Here is a 23445-nt window from a genome sequence, read left to right on the forward strand (position 1 = left end):
ATTACTTTTGCGACCGCAAATGAACAATCAAAGTCTTTTCCATCTTATCAATATACCTGAACGTACTGCAAAGCCCCGCACAAATGGATTAACAATGGTGATGGACAAAGGGGCAAGTTTAAACGAAGCGCAATCCTTAGCTGAAAACGGTGAGCACATTATAGACCTTATAAAACTTGGATTTGGCACTGCATACATAACTCCCAGATTAAAAGAAAAAATTGCCTTATATCAACAAGCCGGATTTAAGGTTTATTTAGGAGGAACGCTGTTTGAGGCTTACTTGATACGCGGACAATTTGATGACTACTGCCGACTGCTTGACAACCTTAAACTTGACACAGTTGAAGTTTCAGATGGCTCAATATTAATTTCACATGAAGAAAAGTGTAAACACATCGAAACGCTCTCTAAACAATTTACTGTACTTAGCGAAGTAGGCTCTAAAGATGCTGAAAAAATCATCCCTCATCATGAATGGATTGCGATGATGAAAACAGAGTTGGAAGCAGGTGCATGGAAAGTCATTGCAGAAGCACGTGAAAGCGGTACGGTTGGTATTTTTAAAGAAAAAGGTGAAGTGCGAACAGATTTGATCGATCAGATTGTCAATACCATACCGGAAGCGCAAATTTTATGGGAAGCTCCACTAAAATCTCAACAAGTGTGGTTTATCAAACTATTTGGACAAAATGTAAATTTGGGTAATATCAACCCACACGACATCATCGCATTGGAAGCCTTACGTTTAGGTCTCCGTGGCGACAGCTTTAATTTCTTTCTTTGATTTGTTCTACCGGACAGACAGCACTGCACAGACTCCTGTCAACATTCAAACACCAAGGATGTCAAATCCCAATCATGACAACCCTTCTCCAAAAGATTTTAGTATTGAACAAAACGGACTGAATGAGACCTATCTGTGGAGCGAGGAAACTAATTTATTGCAGGGAATCAACATAAACCTGGAGCCAAGCAAAGAATCTGTAATTTATATGCAGTAAAAAAAAACGCATATTATGAGGTGAACTTTGACTAAGTTTGTCATTACATTTTACAACCATAAATATCATGAAAAAATTATTACTCTCTTTTTTTTCCATCTGCTTATTCAGTTCCCCTTTATTTGCCAAACATGTGGATATTGAAACAGCAAGAAATGTAGGACAAGGCTTTATTGCAAAGTATAGCAAAACCCCTGAACGCAGAGAAACTCCAACGCTCTCACTATCAAGCAAACCTACGTATGAGATTAACCAAACCACTCATACTTTGTATTATATATTCAATGTTAATTCGACAGGATTTATTATTGTTGCTGGTGACGACAAGATAACACCCATCATTGCCTATTCCAACGAAGGCACTTTCAACCCTTCTAATATTCCTTTCAGCGTAAAAGCTTGGTTAGAAGAATATAACGAGCAAATAAAAAACATTCTCTATAACAACATTCCCTCAAACCCACAAATTGAACAGGAATGGCAAATTTATTCAGGCTCCGGTGTCCAGCCTACTGCTCCTGCAGGTGCTACCGCCACCAAAGTAGATCCTTTGGTAAAAACCAAATGGAATCAACGTCCTTATGTCAATGATATGTGTCCGGGAGGCTCTGTAACAGGCTGTGTAGCTACCGCAATGGCTCAGGTGCTCAAATTCTGGAACTACCCTCCTACCGGCACAGGTTTCCACTCCTATAACCACAAATCTTATGGCAGTCTTTCAGCAAATTTCGGCAGCAGAACATACCAATGGGACTCCATGCCCAACTTGGTTAACAGTCCAAACAATGCAGTAGCTACATTGATGTATGATTGTGGTGTCAGTGTGAACATGAATTACAGCCCATCCTCAAGCGGTGCTTATGTAATTACTTCGCAAAGTCCTGTACAGAATTGTACTGAATACGCACTTAGAAACTACTTTGATTACAAGTCTTCACTTCAAGGAGTTGTCAGAAGTAGTTATAGCGAAGCACAATGGATAGCAGCTCTCAAAAAAGAGCTTGATGAAGGACGTCCTATTATTTATGCCGGATTTGGCTCCGGTGGCGGACACTGTTTTATATGTGACGGCTATGATGAAGCAGGTTTATTTCATTTTAACTGGGGCTGGGGAGGTTCTTATGATGGTTATTTCTCTATCAACGCATTGAATCCATCCGGTGTTGGTACGGGAGGAGGAACCGGAGGTTTCAATTCCGGACATCAAGCTATTCTTGGGGTAGAGCCAACAGACGGAACAGGGCTAAACAAAAATACCCGATTGGAACTCAATGCGGTTATTACCGCTCCCGACACCGCAATTTGGTTTAAGAGCCAATTTCAAGTTTCTGTCAGTATCAAAAATTTTGGTATCAGCAATTTTTCAGGCAAATTGGGTGCTGCCATTTTTGATAAAAACATGCAATTCTTATCTTTCATAGATAGTACAAATGCATCCATTAAAAACGACAGCAGTTTTGCTGCCTTATTTAAAAATAAAGGAAGTGCCGCTTATGTTCCCGGAAATTATTTTGTGCAAATATTTTACAAAAAAACGGATGGTGGTTGGACGATAATTGGCGACAGTTTGTTCGCAAATTCAGCACAAATTCAGTTCAAATTCTCCTCAGATGAAATCGAGACTAATTCAAACTTTGTTATCACCGGAGACAAACTTGTCCTGAGTGAGAGTGCTAATATTGCTGTAAGCGTTAAGAACAGCAGCGATTTTGCCACTTTTGTAGGCACATACAGAATCAGTCTATCCAATTTAGACGGCTCATTAGCACAAACAATTGGCACATCAACAGAAGCGGGTGTTTTCCCTGATGCAAACAGAAATCTTAATATTTCGGGAATTATCAGCGTTCCTCCCGGTACATATTTAATGGATGTGTCATACAAATACCAAGGTTCTCCTCAATGGTACTATGCCGGAAGCACTAATTTTTCAAATCCTATTTATGTGAAAGTAATCTCACCCATTCTTTCACCTGACAAATATGAAAACAACGACAGCATTGGTGCTGCCTATCTCCTGCCGGTAACATTTTCCGGACTCACTGCCAAAGTGAAATCAAGCGAATCCAATATACACATTGGCACAGACAATGATTTCTATAAAATCAAACTACCCGCAGGAAATAACTATACTGTCAAGGCGCGACTGCAAGACTCATACAGCAGTGATGACGGCAACGATTATTATGTGGACGCACTCTTCTCCTATTCTTTAGACAGCATTACTTGGACAGAAACTTATGACGATGTGATGCCCGGTCAGATTGTGTTGGATAATAACCAAGGTGGCACTATCTATTTTCACGTTGCGCCATATTTCGAAGGCGAAAATGGAACCTATTTGCTTGATATCACAGTTGAAAAAGACGACAAAAGCAGTGTTCTTGCAATCCTTGCAGACGGCATAGTCAACTTGTATCCCAATCCTGCCAATTCTTACATTGTTGTAGATGTTAGCCAATATCCTGAAAACATTGACAAAATTGAAATTTGGGATTTAACCGGCAAATTAATCAGCCAAACCACGGTTAACGGTTCTAACCGACTGATTGAGATACCTACCCTCCATATTCCAAACGGCATTTACCTGATTCAGACCAGCAGCCAGCATTATATTGACACAAAAAGATTAGTGATTTTCAAAGACTAAAATCACGCAAACCAAATCCCTTTTTCAGCCGTGCTTGGTGATATTACCATGCACGGCTGAAAAAGAAGGTAATAGTATTTTAACACTTCTGTACTATTATATTTTCAGGAATATAGAAATCGCAATTCTCATTCATAGTAGAAATTAATTTAAGAAACCAAAAATTCAATGTTAAGTTTGCAAAACAATTGTGGCTTGAATTTTTATGTTCTTGTTTATAATAAGTTACAAGATAAATTTTCACGACAGAAGGCTTATCACTATCTTATAAAATATAATTTTGTTTGTGAATTACTATATTCACATACTTCCCAAATCAGCAAGTAGAACCATATACAATGAAAAATGAACCAATGCCAACATACATTTCAATTTTAAGAGGTATAAATGTAAGTGGACAAAAATTAATCAAAATGGATGTTTTAAAAAAGATGTATGAGAAACTAACATTTGAAAATATCAGGATCTATGTTAAAAGCGGAAATGTTATTTTTTCTTCAAATGAAAAAGAGCCGAAAAAGCTAGAGAAAATAATCTCAACTAAAATTAAAACTGAATTAGGATTTGATGTTCCTGTTATTGTCTTAACTGTAAAAGCTTTGGAAAACATTATTCAGAAAAACCCGTTCGCAAAAGATGCTTTGAAAGATGTTTCATTTTTACACGTTACGTTTTTGGCTGACAGACCGGAACACTTTAATAAAGAGATTATCATCGAAAAATGCTTATCTAATGAAGAAATTGAGTTTTCGCCCAATGCAATTTATCTTTATTGTCCAAATGGATATGGTAAGACAAAGCTTAATAATAGTTATTTAGAAGCTAAACTAAACGTAACAGCTACAACACGCAATTGGAAAACTACAAACGAACTTTTTAAATTAGCTACATTAATATAACAAGCAAATACATACCACTCTCAACTCTATCAACAAAAGCAAGACAATTCGTAAAACTCACACTTATCAATTGAAAACGTCATTACTTACCGCAACTGCAAAAAGCATAGAATTACATGTAATTTACAAAGTAAAAATTAACATTAATGCTGTTTATATAACTAAAATTTAGGCTAAAAAGTCCACATCAAATCACTAAACAATGAAAGTGACAGAGAATTAATAATGACTGCCATGCAAAATTCAGACGATTACAATATAACTTTACTCCTTTTCCACTAACAGCCTTTCACAAACCGTTTGGCTTAAAGTTTCTGATAAACGTTTACCATAGCTGACAACCATTGTATTATCAAATGGTTCAACCGATATTATTTTTAACATTAAACCTAAACTCAATTCCCGGCTGTTAAGAAAACTCAAAAAATCAGCAGTGGTATTGATTACCGCAGACAATTTGACCTTATCCCCAGCCCTACATTCACTCAAATTGCTGTATGCTACCCAAACCATTTTACCGTTTTTGTCGGGAATAGGCGAACCATGAGGGTCAAACTTCGGGAAACCAAGTAGTTCGTCCATTTTAGCAAAAAGTTCAGGTGACTTAATATGTTCAACCTGTTCGGCTATATCGTGAACTTGCTCCCAACCAAAGCCCATTTGCTCCACCAAAAACATTTCCGTAAGACGGTGCTTCCGAATAATCAATATAGCTTCTTTTTTTCCTTTATCAGTGAGCTTTAATGGCTTGTAACTTTCGTAATGCACTAATTTTTTGGATGCTAGTTTTTTCATCATACTGGTCACAGTAGGCATTTTTATCTCTAAGTGTTTAGACAGTTCATTTACGTTAACTTCACCTTTATCAATAGATATAGAAAACAACGCTTTTAAATAATTTTCTTCTGTCAAAGAGTTCATTTTACAAAAATACATATTGATTTTGGTTATCATCTAACTATTAAAAATATTATCAAAATATTATTGTTTGATTAGTCTAACTTTTTACTTTTGCAAGCTAAACAATAATGGCTGATGCAAAATACAAAATATAACAGAACCCTTATTTTAGCAGTAACAATGCTGCTGGCAAGTATAGCAACACATGCACAATCGGCCACCATAAAAGGTAAAGTAAGATTCGAAAATCAACCCGTAGAGTTTGCAAATGTGGTTTTGGGCGAAACTATCTATGGTTCGTCAACTAACACAACCGGTGCATTTCTAATACAAAATATTCCTGCGGGAACATATAAGGTAACAGTTACTGCGATTGGTTTTGACATATCTGAAAAGACGATCACACTTACAGAGTATGAAACAAAATCTGTTGATTTCGACTTAGTTTCCAATCACTTGTCATTGGGCGAAGTAGTAATATCAGGAACAATGAAAGAAGTATCTAAATTGGAAAGCCCTGTCCCTGTTGAAGTTTATAGTGCTAAATTTTTTAAAGCAAATCCTACCTCGTCCATTTTTGATGCTTTACAAAATGTAAACGGTGTACGTCCTCAAATAAATTGCAATGTTTGCAACACTGGCGACATTCATATCAATGGTTTGGAAGGTCCGTATACAATGGTCTTGATTGACGGAATGCCTATTGTAAGTGGACTTTCTACAGTTTACGGTTTGCAAGGTATTCCGCAAGATTTGATAGAAAGAGTTGAGATTGTTAAAGGTCCTGCGTCCACACTGTACGGGAGTGAAGCGGTTGGCGGACTTATCAATATCATTACTAAAAAGCCTAACAATGCACCAATCTTTTCAGCAGACATATATGGCACAACTTGGGGTGAACTGAACACTGACCTTGCAGGCAAATTCAATGCAAGCAAGAAAGTGCAATCTTTAATTGGTGTTAACTACTTTAATTATTCGCTTCCTATTGACAATAATAAAGACGGTTTTACGGATTTAACTTTACAAGACAGAATTGCTGTTTTCAATAAATGGAATTTCGAAAGAAAATACAATCGTATTTTCACATTGGCAGGTCGCTATATATATGAAGACCGTTGGGGAGGAGAAATGAATTGGGCAAAGAAATACAGAGGCGGGAATGTAGTATATGGCGAAAGTATTTATACCAAACGTTGGGAAATCTTTGGCACTTATCAATTGCCTGTCAAGGAAACAATTATGTTTCAGTTCAGTGCCAATGGGCACGACCAGAATAGTGCTTATGGCAAGATCACTTACATAGCAAAACAATACATAGGTTTCGGACAACTGACTTGGAACAAGCGAGTAAAATGGAATGATATTTTTGTTGGTTCAACTTTCCGATATACCTATTATGACGACAACACACCTGCAACTACTATGTTTGACACACTTGGCACAAAACAAAATCTGACTTCAAATACATATCTTCCCGGAGTATTTATTCAGGACGAAATCAGCATCAACGAGAATAACAAAGTACTTATTGGTATTCGCTACGATTACAATTCTATTCACGGTAGTATTGTTACGCCACGCTTTAATTACAAATGGAATTCAAAAAATAAAAATAATGTCATACGTATGAGTCTCGGAAATGGATATCGTGTAGCAAACGTATTTACCGAAGACCACGCAGCATTGACAGGAGCTAGAAAAATTGAATTTTTATCAGACCTAAAACCAGAAACTTCTTGGAATGGAAATATCAATTTTGTAAAAAAGATTTATGCAAAAATCAGGACATTTATTGGCATAGATGCATCTGTATTCTATACTTATTTTACTAATAAGATTATTGCCGATTACGACACAGACCCAAATAAAATTATTTACGATAATTTGGACGGACACGCAATATCGCAAGGTATTTCATTAAATCTTGATATTGCTTTCAAGAATGGGTTGAAATTTCTTTTAGGAGGTACATACATGGACGTTTACAGTATTAAGAATGATATAAAAACCAGACAGATGTTTACCGAACATGTAACAGGTGTATGGAATGCAGGATATACCATCAGAAAAATCGGACTTTCTTTTGACTATACAGGTAATGTTTACAGCCCGATGCGCTTGCCTTTGTTAAGCAATTTTGACCCACGTAGCGAATATTCACCTTGGTACAGTATTCAAAACATCCAGATAACTAAGAAATTCACTAAAGGTTTTGAAGTGTATGGTGGTGTGAAAAACCTTTTGAATTGGACACCAAACAAACGAAATCCCTTTATCATAGCAAGAACCAACGACCCTTTTGACAAAGACGTGCAGTTTGATGCTAACGGACAAGCAATGGTTACACCAAACAATCCTTACGGACTGACGTTTGACCCTGCTTACGTTTATGCTTCCAATCAGGGTATCAGAGGCTTTTTGGGGATTAGATATACGTTTAAGTAAGGAGGTTTTTTATGTGGGAAACAAATTCGCTTTGGTTTGAAATTGCAATAGTAAGCATTACCATTGCTTTAGGTCATATTCTTTTGGGGCACTTTGAAGAACGAACGCCAAGAATACGAAAATTGATTAAGTACATAGTAACATTAATTGTGGTAGTCGGGCTATCCCTATGCTTTGGAAGAACAGTCGCACTTACTGTTTACTCTATTTTCTTCATTCCTGTTTTATACATACACGGAGTTTTGCTTCCCAAAAAAGGGATAAACGGGTGGACAGGCGAACCCAAATCAAAATATTATGAATTTAGAAAATGGGACAAGGACATTTTTAAGGATGTGTAAACGTATTTAAATAAATTCTTGCTGATAGTGGTAGTATGCTTACCGTATGCAGAATCTCAACCTTAGTCATTTGTCAAGCTTGACTACTTACAAAACATAACAAAGAAAAACATTGAACGCAAGCAATGGAAAATTGCCCCGTTTGGATATTTGTGCTATTATTGAAATGTGCTTCGCACATCATCACTTGTGCCACCCTGCATTCGGCAATCCGTTGATAGTCAACAACAAAAGACTCTGTACAAGTAATGAGATTGAAACTAATGTAGAAAAAATGGATTCAAGGGAAAAATCATATAAGCATTTATATAACAAAGCTCAGACTGAATACGATTTGAGATGGCATCGGGAGTCTATTCCTTCATTACTAATTGATATTTTATCAAAAATGCCCGCAGGTTCTAATGTTCTTGATATTGGATGTGGAACCGGAGTGTATTCCTGTTACATGGCAGAAAAAGGATTTAATGTAACAGGCATTGATTTTATTGAACGAGCTATAGAGTTTGCAAAACATCGAGCTCGAGATAAAAATGTAGTTGTTGACTTTCAAAAAGTTGACATTGCCAAATGGGAAGCCAACAGAAAGTATCAGTTAATTTTTGATTCCGGTTGTCTGCATAGTATGGATAAGGAGTATAGGGAAGTATATAAACAGAATATTCTTAAATTAGCTAACAATCAAACTATATACATTTTGTTGCACTTTGGCAGACGACATTTCCTTGACTTTAGCTTTGCCGGACCAAAACGTTATTCAAAACACAAGATTTTAGACTTTTTTAGTCCGGAATTTAAATTAAACACTTTTTTTATCGAACCTAAAAGTAAGGGACTGTTTCATTATCAATTTGTCAAAACCAATTAGTGTAATAGTTAAAACCATTAAAATAAACCAACCTTCAATTCCACAAATTAATACGGAGGCAATAAAAGCACAAAATCCTTCGAAAAGCAGTTATAATGTTTTTCAACCGAGAAGTGTGTTATCATCAAGTACAACTATGAATCACAAATCTGAGTCTGTTTCTATTTTCAATGGAATGAAAAAAAAAAGTGAACGAAAAAGAATTCAACTAATTTTGCTCATTCGTAATTAAATATTCATACTATGAAAAAACTATTATTATTACTCAGCCTGGCAATACTGATTGTTTCTGACATAATCTCTAAGCCGGTAGATGCCATCACTGCCAAAAACGTAGGACAGTCATTTTTGTCTTCGTTAAACATGTTGCAAATCAGAAGAAGTGAGGTAAATCTTAAATTAGTATATACATCCACTTCCACATCAAGCAGCAGTTATGCATCGTCTGTACCAACGAATTACTACTATGTATTCAACAATTCCGAGCAAGGTTTTATTATCATTTCGGCAGATGACAATGTAATCCCTATTTTGGGCTATTCAACAGAAGGCACATTTGATCCGAACAACATACCTTCAAGTGTTCAAAAATGGTTTGAGGGTTACAAAAGTCAAATACGCGAAGCCATTGACAATAATATTGCTGCCACAACAGAAATTAAGGCACAATGGGCTGCATACTCAAATGGCACTCAGTCAAATCCACCTACAGCGCCAACAGCAGCAGTTGCTCCAATGCTACAAACCAAATGGAATCAATCTCCTTATGTAAACGAATTATGTCCTTATGATAATCAAAATGCAGAAAGAACAGTTACCGGTTGCGTAGCAACAGCAATGGCACAAATAATGAAATTCTGGAATCAACCTGCCACCGGTTCAGGTTTCCATTCATATAATCACAGCAAATACGGCACACTATCCGCAAACTTTGGCAGCACAACTTATCAATATGGTTCTATGCCCAATACAGTCAATAGTGCGAATAGTGCAGTATCAACCCTGATGTACCATTGCGGGATAAGCGTAGATATGAACTATGATATTGGTGCTAATGGCGGAAGCGGTGCTTATGTTATCTCATCAGAAAGCCCTGTAACACATTGCTCCGAATATGCCTTTAAAACATATTTTGGATACAAGAGTACTTTATCAGGCAAAGCACGAAAAAATTATTCAGAATCTCAATGGATAAGTATGTTAAAATCTGAGCTTGATGCAGGCAGACCTGTGTTATATGCAGGATTTGGTAGTGGAGGCGGACATTGTTTTGTGTGTGACGGATATGACAATAACAGTTATTTTCATTTTAACTGGGGCTGGGGCGGTGCTTATGATGGTTATTTCGCCATTAATGCTTTAAATCCTTCAGGTGTAGGAACAGGAGGCGGGTCTGGCGGATTCAACAGCGGACACCAAGCTATTTTTAATTTAGAACCCACAAACACCGGTGGTGGTGGTGGCGGTGGTGGCAATGCCAATATTGACATGCAAATGTATTCGTCTATTTCTTTGTCAGCCAACCCAATTTGGTTCACATCTGCTTTCAGTTCTTCATTTAAAGTAGCCAATTACGGACCCGATAATTTTAGCGGAGAAATTGGTGCTGCCGTGTTTGATGAGAACTATAACTTTGTTGATTTTATGGATAAAAAGACAATTGGAATTAACAGTGGTTACTATGATGATTTTTCATTTAATAATCCCGGCTCACCAAAATATGTTCCGGGCACTTATTATTTAGCCGTATTCTACAAACAAGGTAATTCTGACTGGACTATTGTAAAAGACGGCTCATATTCAAACCTCAAACAATTCACGGTTGAGTATTCCACAGACATTGAGGTATATTCAAATTTTACAATAACCGGAAACAAACTTGTACAAAAACAATCTGCTTCTGTTAATGTTGACATTATAAACTCCGGTAGTTCAAACTTTATTGGAAGTTACAGGCTTGATTTATCTAACTTAGATGGCACTACTGCTCAATCAATTCAAATAATCAACGAAACGAATGGTTTGCAGCCTAACTACCATTATACAAATGGGCTTGATTTTAACGGAACTATTACGGTTGCTCCCGGTACATACCTTCTATCTGTTGCTTACAAAGCAAACAATTCAAGCAGCTGGTATTATGCCGGTAGCAGTAATTTTAAGAATCCAATTTATGTCATTGTCGAAGAAGCCCCACCCAGCCCGGACATGTATGAAAATAATAACACCAAGGACAATGCGTATAATTTCAATCTTTCTTTCAACGGAGAAACCGCTAAAGTCTTGACTACCGGTTCTAACGTACACATTGGTACAGACAATGATTACTATAAGTTTAACTTACCTGCAGGAGGCGACTATACAGTAACTGCACGTGTCCACGACCTTAACAATAGCGGAAATGGGAACACTTATAGCGTTGATGTATTATTTTCTTTGTCCAAAGATGGCATGTTTTGGTCTGATACTTATGATGATATTATGAGTAGTGGAGTTGTAACTAATGGAGGCAGCACATTTTATATTCGCGTAGCACCTTATTTTACGGGATCAATTGGCACATATCTTTTAGACATTACTGTAAATAAAGGGAACAACTCAGGAGTGAGCACTCCTAAAGAAACTTTGGAACAGGTATCAATCTACCCCAACCCTGCACAAAATTTCTTACACGTTGATTTGACCCAATCTGCAGAGCATATCAATCAAATCAGAATTCTCAATTCAATGGGGCAAATGATTGCTATGCAAAATATTAGCAATAATGAGTCTTTCATCACAATACCTTTAGAACAGTATGCAAACGGTATATATTTTGTTCAGCTATTTTCTGAAACAGGAATATCAACTAAGAAAATTATAATCAACAAATGAGAATCATTGCCCTAATCCTTATCTCAGCGCTCACCATGTCAATGAGTTGTAAAACAAGAAAAAAAGCAACAAAAGACCCTGAATCCACTGCCACATTGTTTACACCTCAGTTCACGCCCGGACCACCTGCTTTTATCTATAAAACAAAAAAAGATTATGGAAATATGGTTCCGGTGTTGATGAACGATGACAAAACAGAGATTGTTTCATATCCGCATCCAACCGATTTATATCCGGCTGATATGTTGCTCCTCCCTACCCCGCTCAACAATGGATATATCCTTGACAACAAAGGGATTAATAAAAATGTTGCATTTCTAAATATTACATATCAAGAATATGCAAAACTGACCGAGCCTCCTACCTTAGAAGAAATGAAAGGGATGCTTTTAGATATCAATCCTTTGACCGAACTTTGCGACTGCGGAAATAAAAATGCGTTTGACAACATCGAAAAACAACTCAATGAGTTGATAGATGCCAAACAACTTCGCACCAAATGTAAAGTCATAAAATAAAATGAGTATATCCGAAAATATTAACAAACAAGTCATAGACGCCATGAAGGCTCGCAACGAAGACAGATTGCGGGCTTTGAGAGGAATCAAAGCAGCCTTCCTTTTGGCTGCAACAGAATCAGGTAATAGAGAAGTTACAGACGAAGTAGCTGTTAAGACCATACAAAAACTGGCAAAACAGCGCAAAGACAGTATTGAGATTTTTTCACAACAAAACCGTCAAGATTTAGTTGAGAAAGAATCAGCAGAACTGAAAGTATTGGAAGAATTTCTACCCAAACCCTTGTCAGATGAGGAAATTATTCAAATTCTCAAAAACATTATCACCGAAACCGGGGCTATGGGCATGAAGGATTTAGGTAAAATCATGCCACTTGCAATGAACAAAACCGCAGGCAAAGCCGATGGTTCTAAGATTTCAAACTTATTGAAACAACTTCTTACTGCTTAAAATCGAAGATGAAGTATAAGGCAGTCATTGGACTTGAAATCCACGTTCAGTTACAAACAAAAACAAAAGCATTTTGCGGTGATGCCAACCTTTATGGAGAGTCACCCAACACACTTGTCAGCCCTGTGAGTTTGGGACATCCGGGCACTTTGCCCATGCACAATATTAAGGCAGTTGAAAATGCAACCAAGCTCGGACTTGCCCTGAATTGTAATATCACCCGCATTAACCAATATGCACGCAAGAACTATTTCTATGCCGACCTCCCCAAAGGCTATCAAATAACACAAGACAAGACACCTCTTTGTACCGGAGGATTTGTAGAAATTATAGACGCTGAGGGCAATCCCAAAAAGATTCATCTGACACGTATTCACATGGAAGAAGATACGGGAAAAAGTATGCATGACCAAGACCTCTATGATACCCTTGTGGACTACAACCGCGCAGGAGTTCCATTGGTTGAAATTGTGTCTGAGCCCGAAGTAGCAAGCGGAGATGAAGCGTATCAATACCTGGCAGAAATCCGTAGATTAGTGCGATACTTAGATGTTTGTGATGGCAATATGGAAGAAGGAAGTATGCGTTGTGATGCCAACGTTTCTGTGATGCTTGCAGACAGCAAAGTGTATGGAACCAAAGTAGAAGTTAAGAATATGAACTCCATGACAAACGTGAAAAGAGCCATCGAGTTTGAGATTCAACGTCAGATTGAGTGTCTGGAGAAAGGCGAAACAGTGGTTTCTGAAACACGCTCTTTCAATGCTGCCAAAGGAAATACTATTTCAATGCGTTCAAAAGAAAGTGCTCAGGATTATCGTTATTTTCCGGAACCAGACCTACCTCCTTTTATAGTTACAGATGAGTTTTTAGCAAAAATCAAATCCGATTTGCCCGAGTTGCCGAAGGTTTTGTATCAAAGACTTCAAACCGATTATAAACTTTCACCCTATGATGCAGGAGTGATTACAGAAGACAAGGCAACAGCAGAATATTATCTCGCGCTGGTTCAGTCTTGCGCTAACTTTAAAGCTGCTGCAAATTGGCTGTTAGGTCCTGTAAAATCATGGATGAACGAAAATGCAAAATCTATTCATGACTTTCCGGTATCAACACTACGATTGGCTGAATTAATTGCTTTGGTGGACAATAATATGGTTAGCCACACTGCGGCATCAGGTCAAATTTTTGCAGAGTTAATAAATAATCCGAATCTTCATCCGCAAGATATTGCCAAGAATATGAACCTGATTCAAACTTCTGATAGCGGAGTGCTGGAAGGTTTTATACACGAAGTTCTTGCCAAATATCCCGATAAAGTGGAAGAATACAAAACCGGCAAAAAGGGGCTTATGGGCTTGTTTGTTGGCGAAGTAATGAAGCTGTCCAAAGGCTCTGCCGACCCTAAGAAAGTGAATGAGTTGCTAAGAAAATATTTAGACTAATTTCTTATTTTTAGACTTGAATCACTCCCACATTAAATTTTTCAACGGGAGCGTGATTAGCAGCAGCAATACCTTCTGAAATAATTGTTCGAGTTTCAATCGGGTCAATCACACCATCCACCCAAAGACGAGCAGCTGCATAATAAGGTGATAATTGCTTATTATATCTGCTTACAATCTTATCCAATAAGGCTTTCTCATCTTCTGCACTCATCTCTTGACCTTTAGCTTTGTGTGCGGTTTTTTCTATTTGCAAAAGCACTTTTGCGGCTTGTTCTCCACCCATCACAGCAATCCTTGCAGAGGGCCACGCATAAATCAATCTTGGGTCATAAGCTTTTCCGCACATGGCATAATTGCCTGCACCATAACTGTTTCCAATGATGATTGTAAACTTGGGAACTTTACTATTGCTCATTGCATTTACCATTTTTGCTCCATCCTTAATAATACCGCCATGTTCAGACTTTGAACCTACCATAAACCCGGTAACATCTTGAAGAAAAACGAGCGGAATTTTCTTTTGATTACAATTCAAAATAAAACGTGCAGCTTTATCAGCCGAGTCAGAATAAATTACACCTCCAAATTGCATTTCACCTTTTTTGGTTTTGACCAATTGACGGTTATTGGCAACAATGCCTACAGCCCAACCGTCAATCCTACCATAACCGCAAATAATTGTTTTGCCGAAACCTTCTTTGTATTGCTCAAACTCACTATTGTCCACCAATCGTTTGATAACTTCCTTAGTGTCATAAGGCTTGGAGTTGTCAGCAGGTTTAATTCCAAATATTTCTTTGGGATTTAGTTTAGGTTCTGACGGCTTAACACGGTCAAACCCTGCTGTTTCCTGTGCTCCTATTTTATCAATAAGGAATTTTATTCTGTCAAGACAACTTTTGTCATCCGGAAAACGGTCATCAATGACCCCTGAGATTTCGGTTTGCGAAACAGAGCCACCTAGTGTTTCATTGTCAATATCCTCTCCTATTGCTGCTTTTACCAAATAGCTTCCTGCCAGAAAAATAGAACCGGTTTTGTCCACAATCAAGGCTTCATCGCTCATAATGGGTAAATATGCACCGCCTGCGACACAACTTCCCATCACTGCAGCAATCTGAATTATACCTTGACTGCTCATAATGGCATTGTTTCTGAAAATCCGCCCAAAATGTTCTTTATCGGGGAAAATCTCATCTTGCATAGGAAGAAAAACCCCTGCACTGTCAACCAAATAAATAATAGGCAGACGGTTTTCCATCGCAATTTCTTGTGCTCTCAGGTTTTTTTTACCCGTGATTGGGAACCATGCTCCTGCTTTTACTGTAGCATCATTAGCCACAATTACACATTGTCTTCCTTTGACATAGCCTAAACCCGCCACCACTCCTCCACTCTGACAACCTCCGTATTCGGGATACATATCATCGCCTGCAAACGCCCCAATTTCAACCCAAGGCGTGTTATCATCTCTAAGGTATTCAATTCTTTCTCTACAAAGCATTTTACCTTTTTCGTGTTGTTTTGCAGCAGATTTTTCACCCCCGCCTTTGGCTACTTGTCTAAATTTATATTTTAACTCATCCACCAACAAGCGCATTGCATCTTCGTTCTTATTGAATTCTAATTCGTTTTCACTTATTGCCATGCGGACAAAATTAGTTCAAACCCTACATAAATGAAAAGTTAAATCTTATTTTTGCGCAGCGAAAAATATGACTTGGTTTAAACATTGGTTCGGCTCTGAGTTTTATGACAGGTTGTATGACAACCGAAACGATGAAGAGGCTGTGGATTTTATTCACAAAGTATTTCGTAATCTACCTGAGGTTCACAACCCAAGCATATTAGACTTGTGTTGTGGCAACGGACGGCACGCCATAGCCATGTCGGAATATGGCAGTGTGACGGGGGTAGATCTCAATTCTGAACAGATTGCCAAAGCCCAAGCCAGAAATATTGATAATGCTGTGTTTTCAGTGCATGATATGCGTGAAATTGTGCATGCAAATCATTTTGATTTTGTATTTAATTTGTTTTCAAGTTTTGCATATTTTGAGGATTCTTCGGAAGATTTAAAAGTGCTGCAAAGTGTGTATGCTGACCTAAAAGCAAACGGAATCTTTGTGCATGATTTCTTAAATGCCGACTATGTACTCCCTCGTCTCAAACATTCAGAATACAAAAAGGATGGCGACCTCGCTTTTGACATTATACGAGAATACACAAACAAGAAAATTATAAAAAGAATAAAAGTTACTCAAGACAACCGTATTCAAGGTATTTTCGAAGAAAAATTGACCGCTTATGTACCTGATGAGATACTTGCAATGCACCATAAAGCCGGTTTGCAACCTTATCAAGTTTGGGGTAACTACAAACTTGCCGACTTTGACAAAGACAACTCTCCCAGAATTATTATACTTTCTAAAAAGAACGGATAAATGTTTGAATTTTTAAATGAAGTAGATAGAGTCTTGTTTGAGTTTTTTAACGGCAAACTACACAATGCATTTTTGGATTGGCTAATGCCGATTATCACTAATGCCAAGACTTGGATACCCTTGTACATAGGGCTATTGGTTTATATGATATATCGTTACAAGAAACTTTTCTTTATTCCTTTTATAGGAGTATTGCTCAGTTTTGGATTATCAGACTCTATATCAGCCAAAGTATTTAAACCAATGTTTGAACGTACACGTCCATGCAACGAAACAACCGTAAAGTCAAGGGTTGTAGGTGTTGAGTGTAGAAACAGTTTTGGTTTCCCATCTTCACATGCTTCTAATCACTTTGCCATAGCCGTTTTCATGACGGTTTTAATAGGTACAAGAAAAAGAATCGGGCTTGGATTTTGGATGATTTGGGCAGGTCTTATCTCATATTCAAGGGTTTATGTAGGTGTGCACTACCCTTTTGACATCTTGGGCGGAGCCGTTCTTGGAATATTGATAGGATTGGTATGTGCGCTGATTATTAATAAAATCTTAAAGAAAGTTCAATCTCAAAATGCCGTCTCTATTTAATATAGCCATATTATTTATTTTCCCATTAATAGGAGGACTTCTTGCACTCTATTCAAAACAAGAGTGGAAGAACACCATCAAATTATTTTTGGCTTTCAGCGGTGCATTTCTGTTTGCAATTACTTTCTTGAATTTTATTCCGGAAGCGTACCATCATGTTGAAAATGCCGGAATTTGGGTTTTGGCAGGATTTTTCTTTCAGATTTTTATAGAGCAGTTTACGAAGGGAATTGAACACGGACACAGCCATTTGCATGACATAAAGAACATTGCACCTATTTTTATTGGATTAGGTTTACATGCATTTTTGGAAGGTATTCCTGTAGGCTCTCAAAATTCCGGGATTACTAATGGGCTTTTGTATGGAGTAGCATTACACGAAATGCCGGCTGCCTTTGTATTAGCCATCAGTATAAAGGCGCTTATGCCTGACAAGAATATTTTACCATACATCCTAATCTACGCTTTATTTTGCCCTGCAGGAGCTACACTCGGTTACTATGTAGAACATATAGAGCATGGAGATAAGATTTTTATGATTTTGTTGGCTTTTGTTTCGGGTACATTCCTTCATATTAGTACCACCATTCTTTTTGAAAATTCAGAAGAACACAAAATCAGCAAACGCAAACTAACTGCTGTTGTGATTGGAACAGGTTTGGCAATCCTGACTACGCTGATTTAAGTGACTTTTTTCTAAGCAAAGGGATTATCACCAATACAAATCCCGCAATCATTGTTACTCCTGAGAGAAGGAACAGATAAAACCAATTATGCAAATGATTCATCATAATTTGATATGGCATATCGGTCTCTGTAAACTGATAATAAGTTTTGAGAAAACCGGCAATAATCAAGGTCAGCCAGAATACAAGTAATGAGTAGTTAATAATCCTATATCCATACTTTATCATCTTTCCGTCTTGTTCTTTGTATCCGATGATATCATAAGCAAAAGCCAATAGCAACATGGTATTAATTCCGATTGTTGCACCCATTGTATGTCCTACAATCACATGGGTTCCATGCATATATACATTGAGTGCAGGAATAGACATAAGAATCGCAAGGGCAAGAGTCAAAAACACCCATATATCTGCAGCAAACAAGAATCGGAATGCGACCTTGTGAAAATTTATTTTAGCTGTGGACAGAGAAGATTTCCATAGATAAATGATTCTGCCAAACAATAACAATTCTGTCATACTCACCAAATAACCTATGTGTTTGACATAAGGCTGTGTAGGCAGCAAATAAACGTGATGTCCCCAATTAAACATCAGATTAAAGACCCCAAGAAAATAAAGTCCGAAAGCAATATTGGAAAAACTGTACTTCTTGTTTCCCAATATTTTATCCATCAGATAAATGGACGTTCCATAAATCAACTGATTCCACGCTCCCACTAATGATCCATAAGATTTCCATTGAATGGTCATGTCTTTCACGAGATTATTTCTCACTTGCGGCAACAACCACGAATTAGACTCTAAATAGGTTAAAAGAAAGAAAATTGCCCCGGTAAACCACATCCATATATAAACCGGTTGGTTCTTGAGGGTTTTCATATTGGCAACAAATACAATGATGAAAATAATCCAACCTACACTGATGGGGATTGAAAAGACAGGGTTAAACTCCCAATATTCTCTGCCACCAAAAATTCCAAAAATAAATGAAATAAGAATTGCGGAGAATGTCAAAGCAAGGATATAAAATATCACTTTGATTAAGCCTTCAAACTTCAATCGTCCTCCAATATCTTCCTTTAAATAATATAGAATTCCTCCAATTGCACAAGTCAAAATCCAGAATATGGAAGAAGAAACGTGCAGCGGACGTATTTTAGCAAAAGAAAATATATCTCTCCAAAAGCCGGGCACCGCATACTCAATCGCACCCAATAATCCAAATAATAAAGTTGAAAGCAAGAATATCAGCCCTGCTTTAATAAAAATAACGGGGTAATCTCTCTTACTGTGATATTGTTCCATCTAAATGTGTTGAAAATGTTCTGGGATCGGCAACCCCTGTTGAATTTGTATATTTAAAAAACGCTATAAATTCTTTAATTTCTTGATCGTTCAATTTAAAATCCGGCATCACATTAGTCCCTGTATGTAAAACAGAAGATAAATATTCCTCTGTCCGTTTGGAATATATATTTGTCAAATCAGGACCCAAATGCCCTCCCAAGCCATAAAGCTGATGACAAGCTACACAATTTTTCTTCTGCCACAATATTCTTCCATTTTGCGCTAATTCATTGGGGAACTCCGCTTGTGGTTCATCAGAATCATATAAGACAATGCTATAAACCAAAAAAGCAACAAACAGCAAAATCAAAATGAAAATCTTACTTCTAAACTTCCCCATATAAAACCAAATACACTATCGACAAATACGCCACAATACTAATTCATTTCTTTATTCTATTCGCAATCACTTTATCAATAACTTTTTATATTTCATACTACTTTTGTCAAATGAATTTCCCTCCGATTTTACTTGCCTCCGGGTCTCCCAGAAGAAGATTTTTATTGCAAGATGCGGGTTTTGACGTGCAATTTACCAACCCCGATATTGATGAGAGTTTCCCTCCTACATTGCCTGCAAACGAAATACCTCTTTTTTTGGCAAAGGAAAAGAACCTCGCAGTTGACTCAGAATTGCTCATTGTTTCGGCAGACACCATTGTTTGTATTAAAGATGAAATCCTGAATAAACCGGCAAACGATAAGGAAGCTTTCGAGATGCTGAACAAACTCAGTGGCAAAGCTCACTCGGTATATACCGGTGTGTACATGCGTCATAAGCATCAACAACAAGGGTTTGTTGAGGAGAGTAAAGTTTTTTTCAAAGACCTAAATCCTGATTTTATCAAAACCTATATCCAACAATGTAAACCATTTGACAAAGCCGGTTCTTATGGAATTCAAGACATGATGGGATATTTCGGGATTTTCCGGATAGAAGGATGTTATTACAACGTGATGGGATTTCCACTGGCAAGATTTTACGATGAACTGAAAGTGTTTTTGCAAAAGTAATTGCCATACATTTGCCCTTGTATGAAACGATTCAAATTCATTTTGGGCACGTTTGCCCTTCTGTTCACATTGTCCGCACAGGCACAACAACAATTTACAACAGTTAAACATGTTACTGACAGCGAATTCCCTTACGATTACATCGAAAACGACCCGGCAAATGCGCGTTTCTATGTACTTCCTAACGGACTGACTGTTATTCTTGCTAAAAACACAGAAAAACCCACCATTCAAACCCTGATTGCTACTAAAGCAGGCAGCAAAAACGACCCTGCAACCAATACAGGGCTTGCACATTATCTGGAACACATGCTTTTCAAAGGAACCGACAAATACGGAACCCTTGACTATACAACAGAACACATCTATTTGCTTCAGATTGATTCTTTGTACAATGTTTACAACAAAACCACAGACGAACAAAAACGCAAATTGATATACAAAGCCATCGACTCAACATCTCAAATTGCCGCACAATATGCCATTCCAAATGAGTATGATAAATTAATGCAAACCATTGGGGCTTCCGGCACAAACGCATTTACTAGTTTTGAACAAACCGTTTATGTAAATCAAATACCTGCCAATGAGGTGGACAGGTGGCTCGAAATTGAAGCGGAAAGATTCAGGAATCCTATTCTGCGCATATTTCATACAGAATTAGAGGCTGTTTATGAGGAGAAAAATATTTCTTTAGACAATGACCAAAACAAAGTTTTTGAGTCATTATTTGAAAAGTTATTTCAAAATCACACCTACGGCACACAAACAACAATCGGCACAATAGAACACCTGAAAAACCCGTCATTAGACGCTATCCGCAATTATTATAAGACCTATTATGTGTCAAATAACATGGCAATTATCATGGTAGGAGATTTAGATTTTGACAAAACCATTCAGATTATTTCTGACAGATTTTCATATATGCAACCTAAACCCATTCCTGAATTTTCTTTTAAACCCGAAACACCTAAGAATGAGCCAACTGTTGTAAATATCACAGGACCTTCTGCTGAAATGGCTATATTGGGCTATAGAATACCCGGAGCCGGAACAAAAGAGGCAGACCTTTTAAGCATGATGGACTTGGTTCTGTCTAATTCTACTGCGGGATTGATTGATTTAAACCTAAACAAAAGTCAAAAAGTATTGGGAGCCGGCAGTTCTACCGAAATCATGAAAGACTATTCGGTGCACTATTTCTATGCTATGCCCAAGGAAGGTCAAACCTTAGAAGAAGCTAAAAACTTAGTATTAGAACAAATCAAAGCTGTGCAAGACGGTAATTTTGATGAAAATCTCATGAAAGGTATTATTTTTAATCAAGAAGTAAGTGATATACAGAATTTTGAAGACAATCAAGGAACTGCTTATACCTTATTGGATGCATTTGTTAAAAATCAAAAATGGGTGGATGTGCTGAATAGCAATTACAGAATGAGCAAAATTACCAAGCAAGAACTTATTGATTTTGCAAAAAAATTCTATCAAAATGATTATGTAATCATCTATAAGAAACAAGGCGAGAGCGACCAAACTGCCAAAATTGAAAAACCTCAAATAACTAAGATTCCTGTTAATAGAGATAATGTCTCAGGGTTTGTAAAACATATTTCCGAAGAACCCGTAACTCCCATTGCACCTCAGTTTCCTGATTTCAAGAAAGACATGCAACAAGGAAACTTAGGAATAGCAAACTACTTCTATATCCCCAACAAACGAAATGAATTATTTACGCTCTATTACGTGATAGATGCAGGTACATACAGCAACAAAGAACTTTCAATAGCATTGGATTACCTTGAATACATGGGTACCGACAAATACACTCCGGCTGAAATAAGTGAAAAATTCTATTCATTAGGCTGTAGTTTCGGGGTGAGTGCAGGCAATAGACAATCTTATGTTTATCTTTCAGGATTGCAACAAAACTTTGAACCTGCATTGGAATTGTTTGAACACTTGCTTTCCAATATGCAACCAGATGAAGAAGCACTTAAAGATTTAAAAGGAAGATTGCTAAAATCCCGTGAAAACAACAAATCAAACAAAGGAGCCATTAGAACAGCACTCAACTTTTACGCAATGTATGGGCAAGACAATCCACAAAGATTTATATTAACCAACAAAGAAATAAACAAGATAAAGTCCAAACAGTTAATCAAATCCATCAAAACTCTTATGCAAACCAAACATGACATAGTTTATTATGGACCGAAGGATACAGAACAGATTTTATCAATGCTCTCAAAGTATCATAAACTGCCTAAGAAGTTTGCAAAGTCGCCTGTAATGAAAGTATTTAATCTCCAGCACCCGGCTGAATCCACTGTATATTTTGCAAACTACGACATGGTACAAGCTGAAATTACTTGGCAAAAACCCACACAACCATTCAATATATACATAGTACCCCAAGTAGCTATGTTCAACGAATATTTTGGTGGCGGCATGAGTTCAATTGTATTCCAAGAAATTAGAGAAGCGCAAGCTTTGGCATACTCCACCTATGCTTATTTTTACCAAGCATCATATCCTACGGAACTTGGCAGAATGTTAGCTTATGTAGGAACCCAAAGTGACAAAATGCCAGCCGCAATCAGCAGTATGGATGATTTAATTAGAAACTTACCACAAAATCAAAATTCATTTGCACAAGCTAAAACTTCTTTAGAAAATGGTATTCGCACAAGTAGAACCACGAAAACAAACATCTATTTTGTCTGGAGAAATATGCAGCTCATGAATTTACCTAAAACTTCCAACGAGATTGTATTTGAACAGCTTAATAAAATCACGCTAAATGATGTTGTACAATTCCACGATAAGTATGTCAAACAAGGTATTTACACCCTGACCGTACTTGCAGACAAGAATAAAGTAACTGAGGCTGATTTAAAAAAATATGGAAAAGTGATAAGTGTAAGCCTCGATGAGCTTTTCGGGTATTAATCATCTTTAA

20 protein-coding genes are annotated in these 23445 nt (G+C 37.3%); 16 read left to right on the top strand and 4 right to left on the bottom strand.

Annotation, left to right across the window (positions count from 1 at the left end; genetic code table 11):
- Nucleotides 1-19 precede the first annotated feature (19 nt).
- The 4 genes from M9892_11215 to M9892_11230 all read left to right on the top strand — a co-directional run bounded on the left by M9892_11215 (nt 20) and on the right by M9892_11230 (nt 4553).
- Nucleotides 20-787 carry a phosphosulfolactate synthase gene (locus tag M9892_11215; GenBank protein MCO5254919.1) on the top strand — a complete coding sequence of 256 codons (768 nt, stop codon included), beginning with the start codon at nt 20-22 and terminating at the stop codon, nt 785-787.
- A complete protein-coding gene (locus M9892_11220; GenBank protein MCO5254920.1) occupies nt 759-1004 on the top strand; it encodes a hypothetical protein in 246 nt (81 codons plus the stop codon). The genes M9892_11215 and M9892_11220 overlap by 29 nt, the downstream gene beginning before the upstream one ends.
- A 67-nt stretch (nt 1005-1071) precedes the next feature.
- A complete protein-coding gene (locus M9892_11225; protein MCO5254921.1) occupies nt 1072-3654 on the top strand; it encodes a thiol protease/hemagglutinin PrtT in 2583 nt (860 codons plus the stop codon).
- Nucleotides 3655-3992: 338 nt separating this feature from the next.
- A complete protein-coding gene (locus M9892_11230; GenBank protein MCO5254922.1) occupies nt 3993-4553 on the top strand; it encodes a DUF1697 domain-containing protein in 561 nt (186 codons plus the stop codon).
- A gap of 264 nt (nt 4554-4817) precedes the next feature.
- On the opposite strand, the gene M9892_11235 is transcribed toward M9892_11230, so the two are convergent.
- Nucleotides 4818-5474, bottom strand: coding sequence for a metal-dependent transcriptional regulator (locus tag M9892_11235; GenBank protein ID MCO5254923.1), 657 nt, complete (start codon nt 5472-5474; stop codon nt 4818-4820).
- Nucleotides 5475-5588: 114 nt separating this feature from the next.
- On the opposite strand from M9892_11235, the gene M9892_11240 reads away from it, so the two are divergent.
- From M9892_11240 to gatB, 7 genes are all read left to right on the top strand, one after another.
- Nucleotides 5589-7901, top strand: coding sequence for a TonB-dependent receptor (locus M9892_11240; GenBank protein MCO5254924.1), 2313 nt, complete (start codon nt 5589-5591; stop codon nt 7899-7901).
- A gap of 11 nt (nt 7902-7912) precedes the next feature.
- A complete protein-coding gene (locus M9892_11245; GenBank protein ID MCO5254925.1) occupies nt 7913-8242 on the top strand; it encodes a hypothetical protein in 330 nt (109 codons plus the stop codon).
- 112 nt (nt 8243-8354) lie between these two features.
- A complete protein-coding gene (locus M9892_11250; protein ID MCO5254926.1) occupies nt 8355-9110 on the top strand; it encodes a class I SAM-dependent methyltransferase in 756 nt (251 codons plus the stop codon).
- A 243-nt stretch (nt 9111-9353) separates the two neighbouring features.
- A complete protein-coding gene (locus tag M9892_11255) occupies nt 9354-11984 on the top strand; it encodes a thiol protease/hemagglutinin PrtT (protein MCO5254927.1) in 2631 nt (876 codons plus the stop codon).
- Nucleotides 11981-12502: a hypothetical protein gene (locus M9892_11260; GenBank protein MCO5254928.1), complete on the top strand. Its 522-nt coding sequence runs from the start codon at nt 11981-11983 to the stop codon at nt 12500-12502. The genes M9892_11255 and M9892_11260 overlap by 4 nt, the downstream gene beginning before the upstream one ends.
- 1 nt (nt 12503) lies before the next feature.
- Nucleotides 12504-12953 carry a GatB/YqeY domain-containing protein gene (locus M9892_11265; protein ID MCO5254929.1) on the top strand — a complete coding sequence of 150 codons (450 nt, stop codon included), beginning with the start codon at nt 12504-12506 and terminating at the stop codon, nt 12951-12953.
- Between the two features lie 8 nt (nt 12954-12961).
- Nucleotides 12962-14398, top strand: a complete 1437-nt coding sequence (gatB, locus tag M9892_11270; GenBank protein MCO5254930.1) for an Asp-tRNA(Asn)/Glu-tRNA(Gln) amidotransferase subunit GatB — start codon at nt 12962-12964, stop codon at nt 14396-14398.
- Between the two features lie 10 nt (nt 14399-14408).
- Here the strand turns inward: gatB and M9892_11275 are convergent, their stop codons facing one another.
- The gene (locus M9892_11275) at nt 14409-16049 is read right to left on the bottom strand and encodes an acyl-CoA carboxylase subunit beta (GenBank protein MCO5254931.1); all 1641 of its coding nucleotides are present in this window, start codon (nt 16047-16049) and stop codon (nt 14409-14411) included.
- A gap of 67 nt (nt 16050-16116) precedes the next feature.
- Between M9892_11275 and M9892_11280 the strand changes: the two genes are divergently transcribed.
- The 3 genes from M9892_11280 to M9892_11290 are packed head-to-tail and all read left to right on the top strand — an operon-like array spanning nt 16117 to nt 18115.
- Nucleotides 16117-16845, top strand: a complete 729-nt coding sequence (locus M9892_11280; GenBank protein ID MCO5254932.1) for a class I SAM-dependent methyltransferase — start codon at nt 16117-16119, stop codon at nt 16843-16845.
- Nucleotides 16846-17430 carry a phosphatase PAP2 family protein gene (locus tag M9892_11285; GenBank protein MCO5254933.1) on the top strand — a complete coding sequence of 195 codons (585 nt, stop codon included), beginning with the start codon at nt 16846-16848 and terminating at the stop codon, nt 17428-17430.
- Nucleotides 17414-18115 (top strand): ZIP family metal transporter, encoded by a 702-nt coding sequence (locus M9892_11290; GenBank protein MCO5254934.1) that lies wholly within the window; start codon nt 17414-17416, stop codon nt 18113-18115. Before M9892_11285 ends, M9892_11290 begins: the two co-directional genes overlap by 17 nt.
- Here the strand turns inward: M9892_11290 and M9892_11295 are convergent.
- Nucleotides 18102-19424 carry a cbb3-type cytochrome c oxidase subunit I gene (locus M9892_11295; protein MCO5254935.1) on the bottom strand — a complete coding sequence of 441 codons (1323 nt, stop codon included), beginning with the start codon at nt 19422-19424 and terminating at the stop codon, nt 18102-18104. The genes M9892_11290 and M9892_11295 overlap by 14 nt on opposite strands.
- Nucleotides 19405-19806 carry a cytochrome c gene (locus tag M9892_11300; GenBank protein MCO5254936.1) on the bottom strand — a complete coding sequence of 134 codons (402 nt, stop codon included), beginning with the start codon at nt 19804-19806 and terminating at the stop codon, nt 19405-19407. The genes M9892_11295 and M9892_11300 overlap by 20 nt, the downstream gene beginning before the upstream one ends.
- 110 nt (nt 19807-19916) lie before the next feature.
- On the opposite strand from M9892_11300, the gene M9892_11305 reads away from it, so the two are divergent.
- Together M9892_11305 and M9892_11310 are read left to right on the top strand one after the other, a co-directional pair.
- Nucleotides 19917-20480: a Maf family nucleotide pyrophosphatase gene (locus tag M9892_11305; protein ID MCO5254937.1), complete on the top strand. Its 564-nt coding sequence runs from the start codon at nt 19917-19919 to the stop codon at nt 20478-20480.
- A 21-nt stretch (nt 20481-20501) separates the two neighbouring features.
- Entirely contained in the window at nt 20502-23435 is a 2934-nt protein-coding gene (locus tag M9892_11310; GenBank protein ID MCO5254938.1) for an insulinase family protein, read from the top strand.
- The last annotated feature ends 10 nt before the right edge of the window (nt 23436-23445 follow it).

This window comes from Bacteroidota bacterium (genome assembly GCA_023957335.1).
GTDB lineage: Bacteria > Bacteroidota > Bacteroidia > NS11-12g > UBA955 > JALOAG01.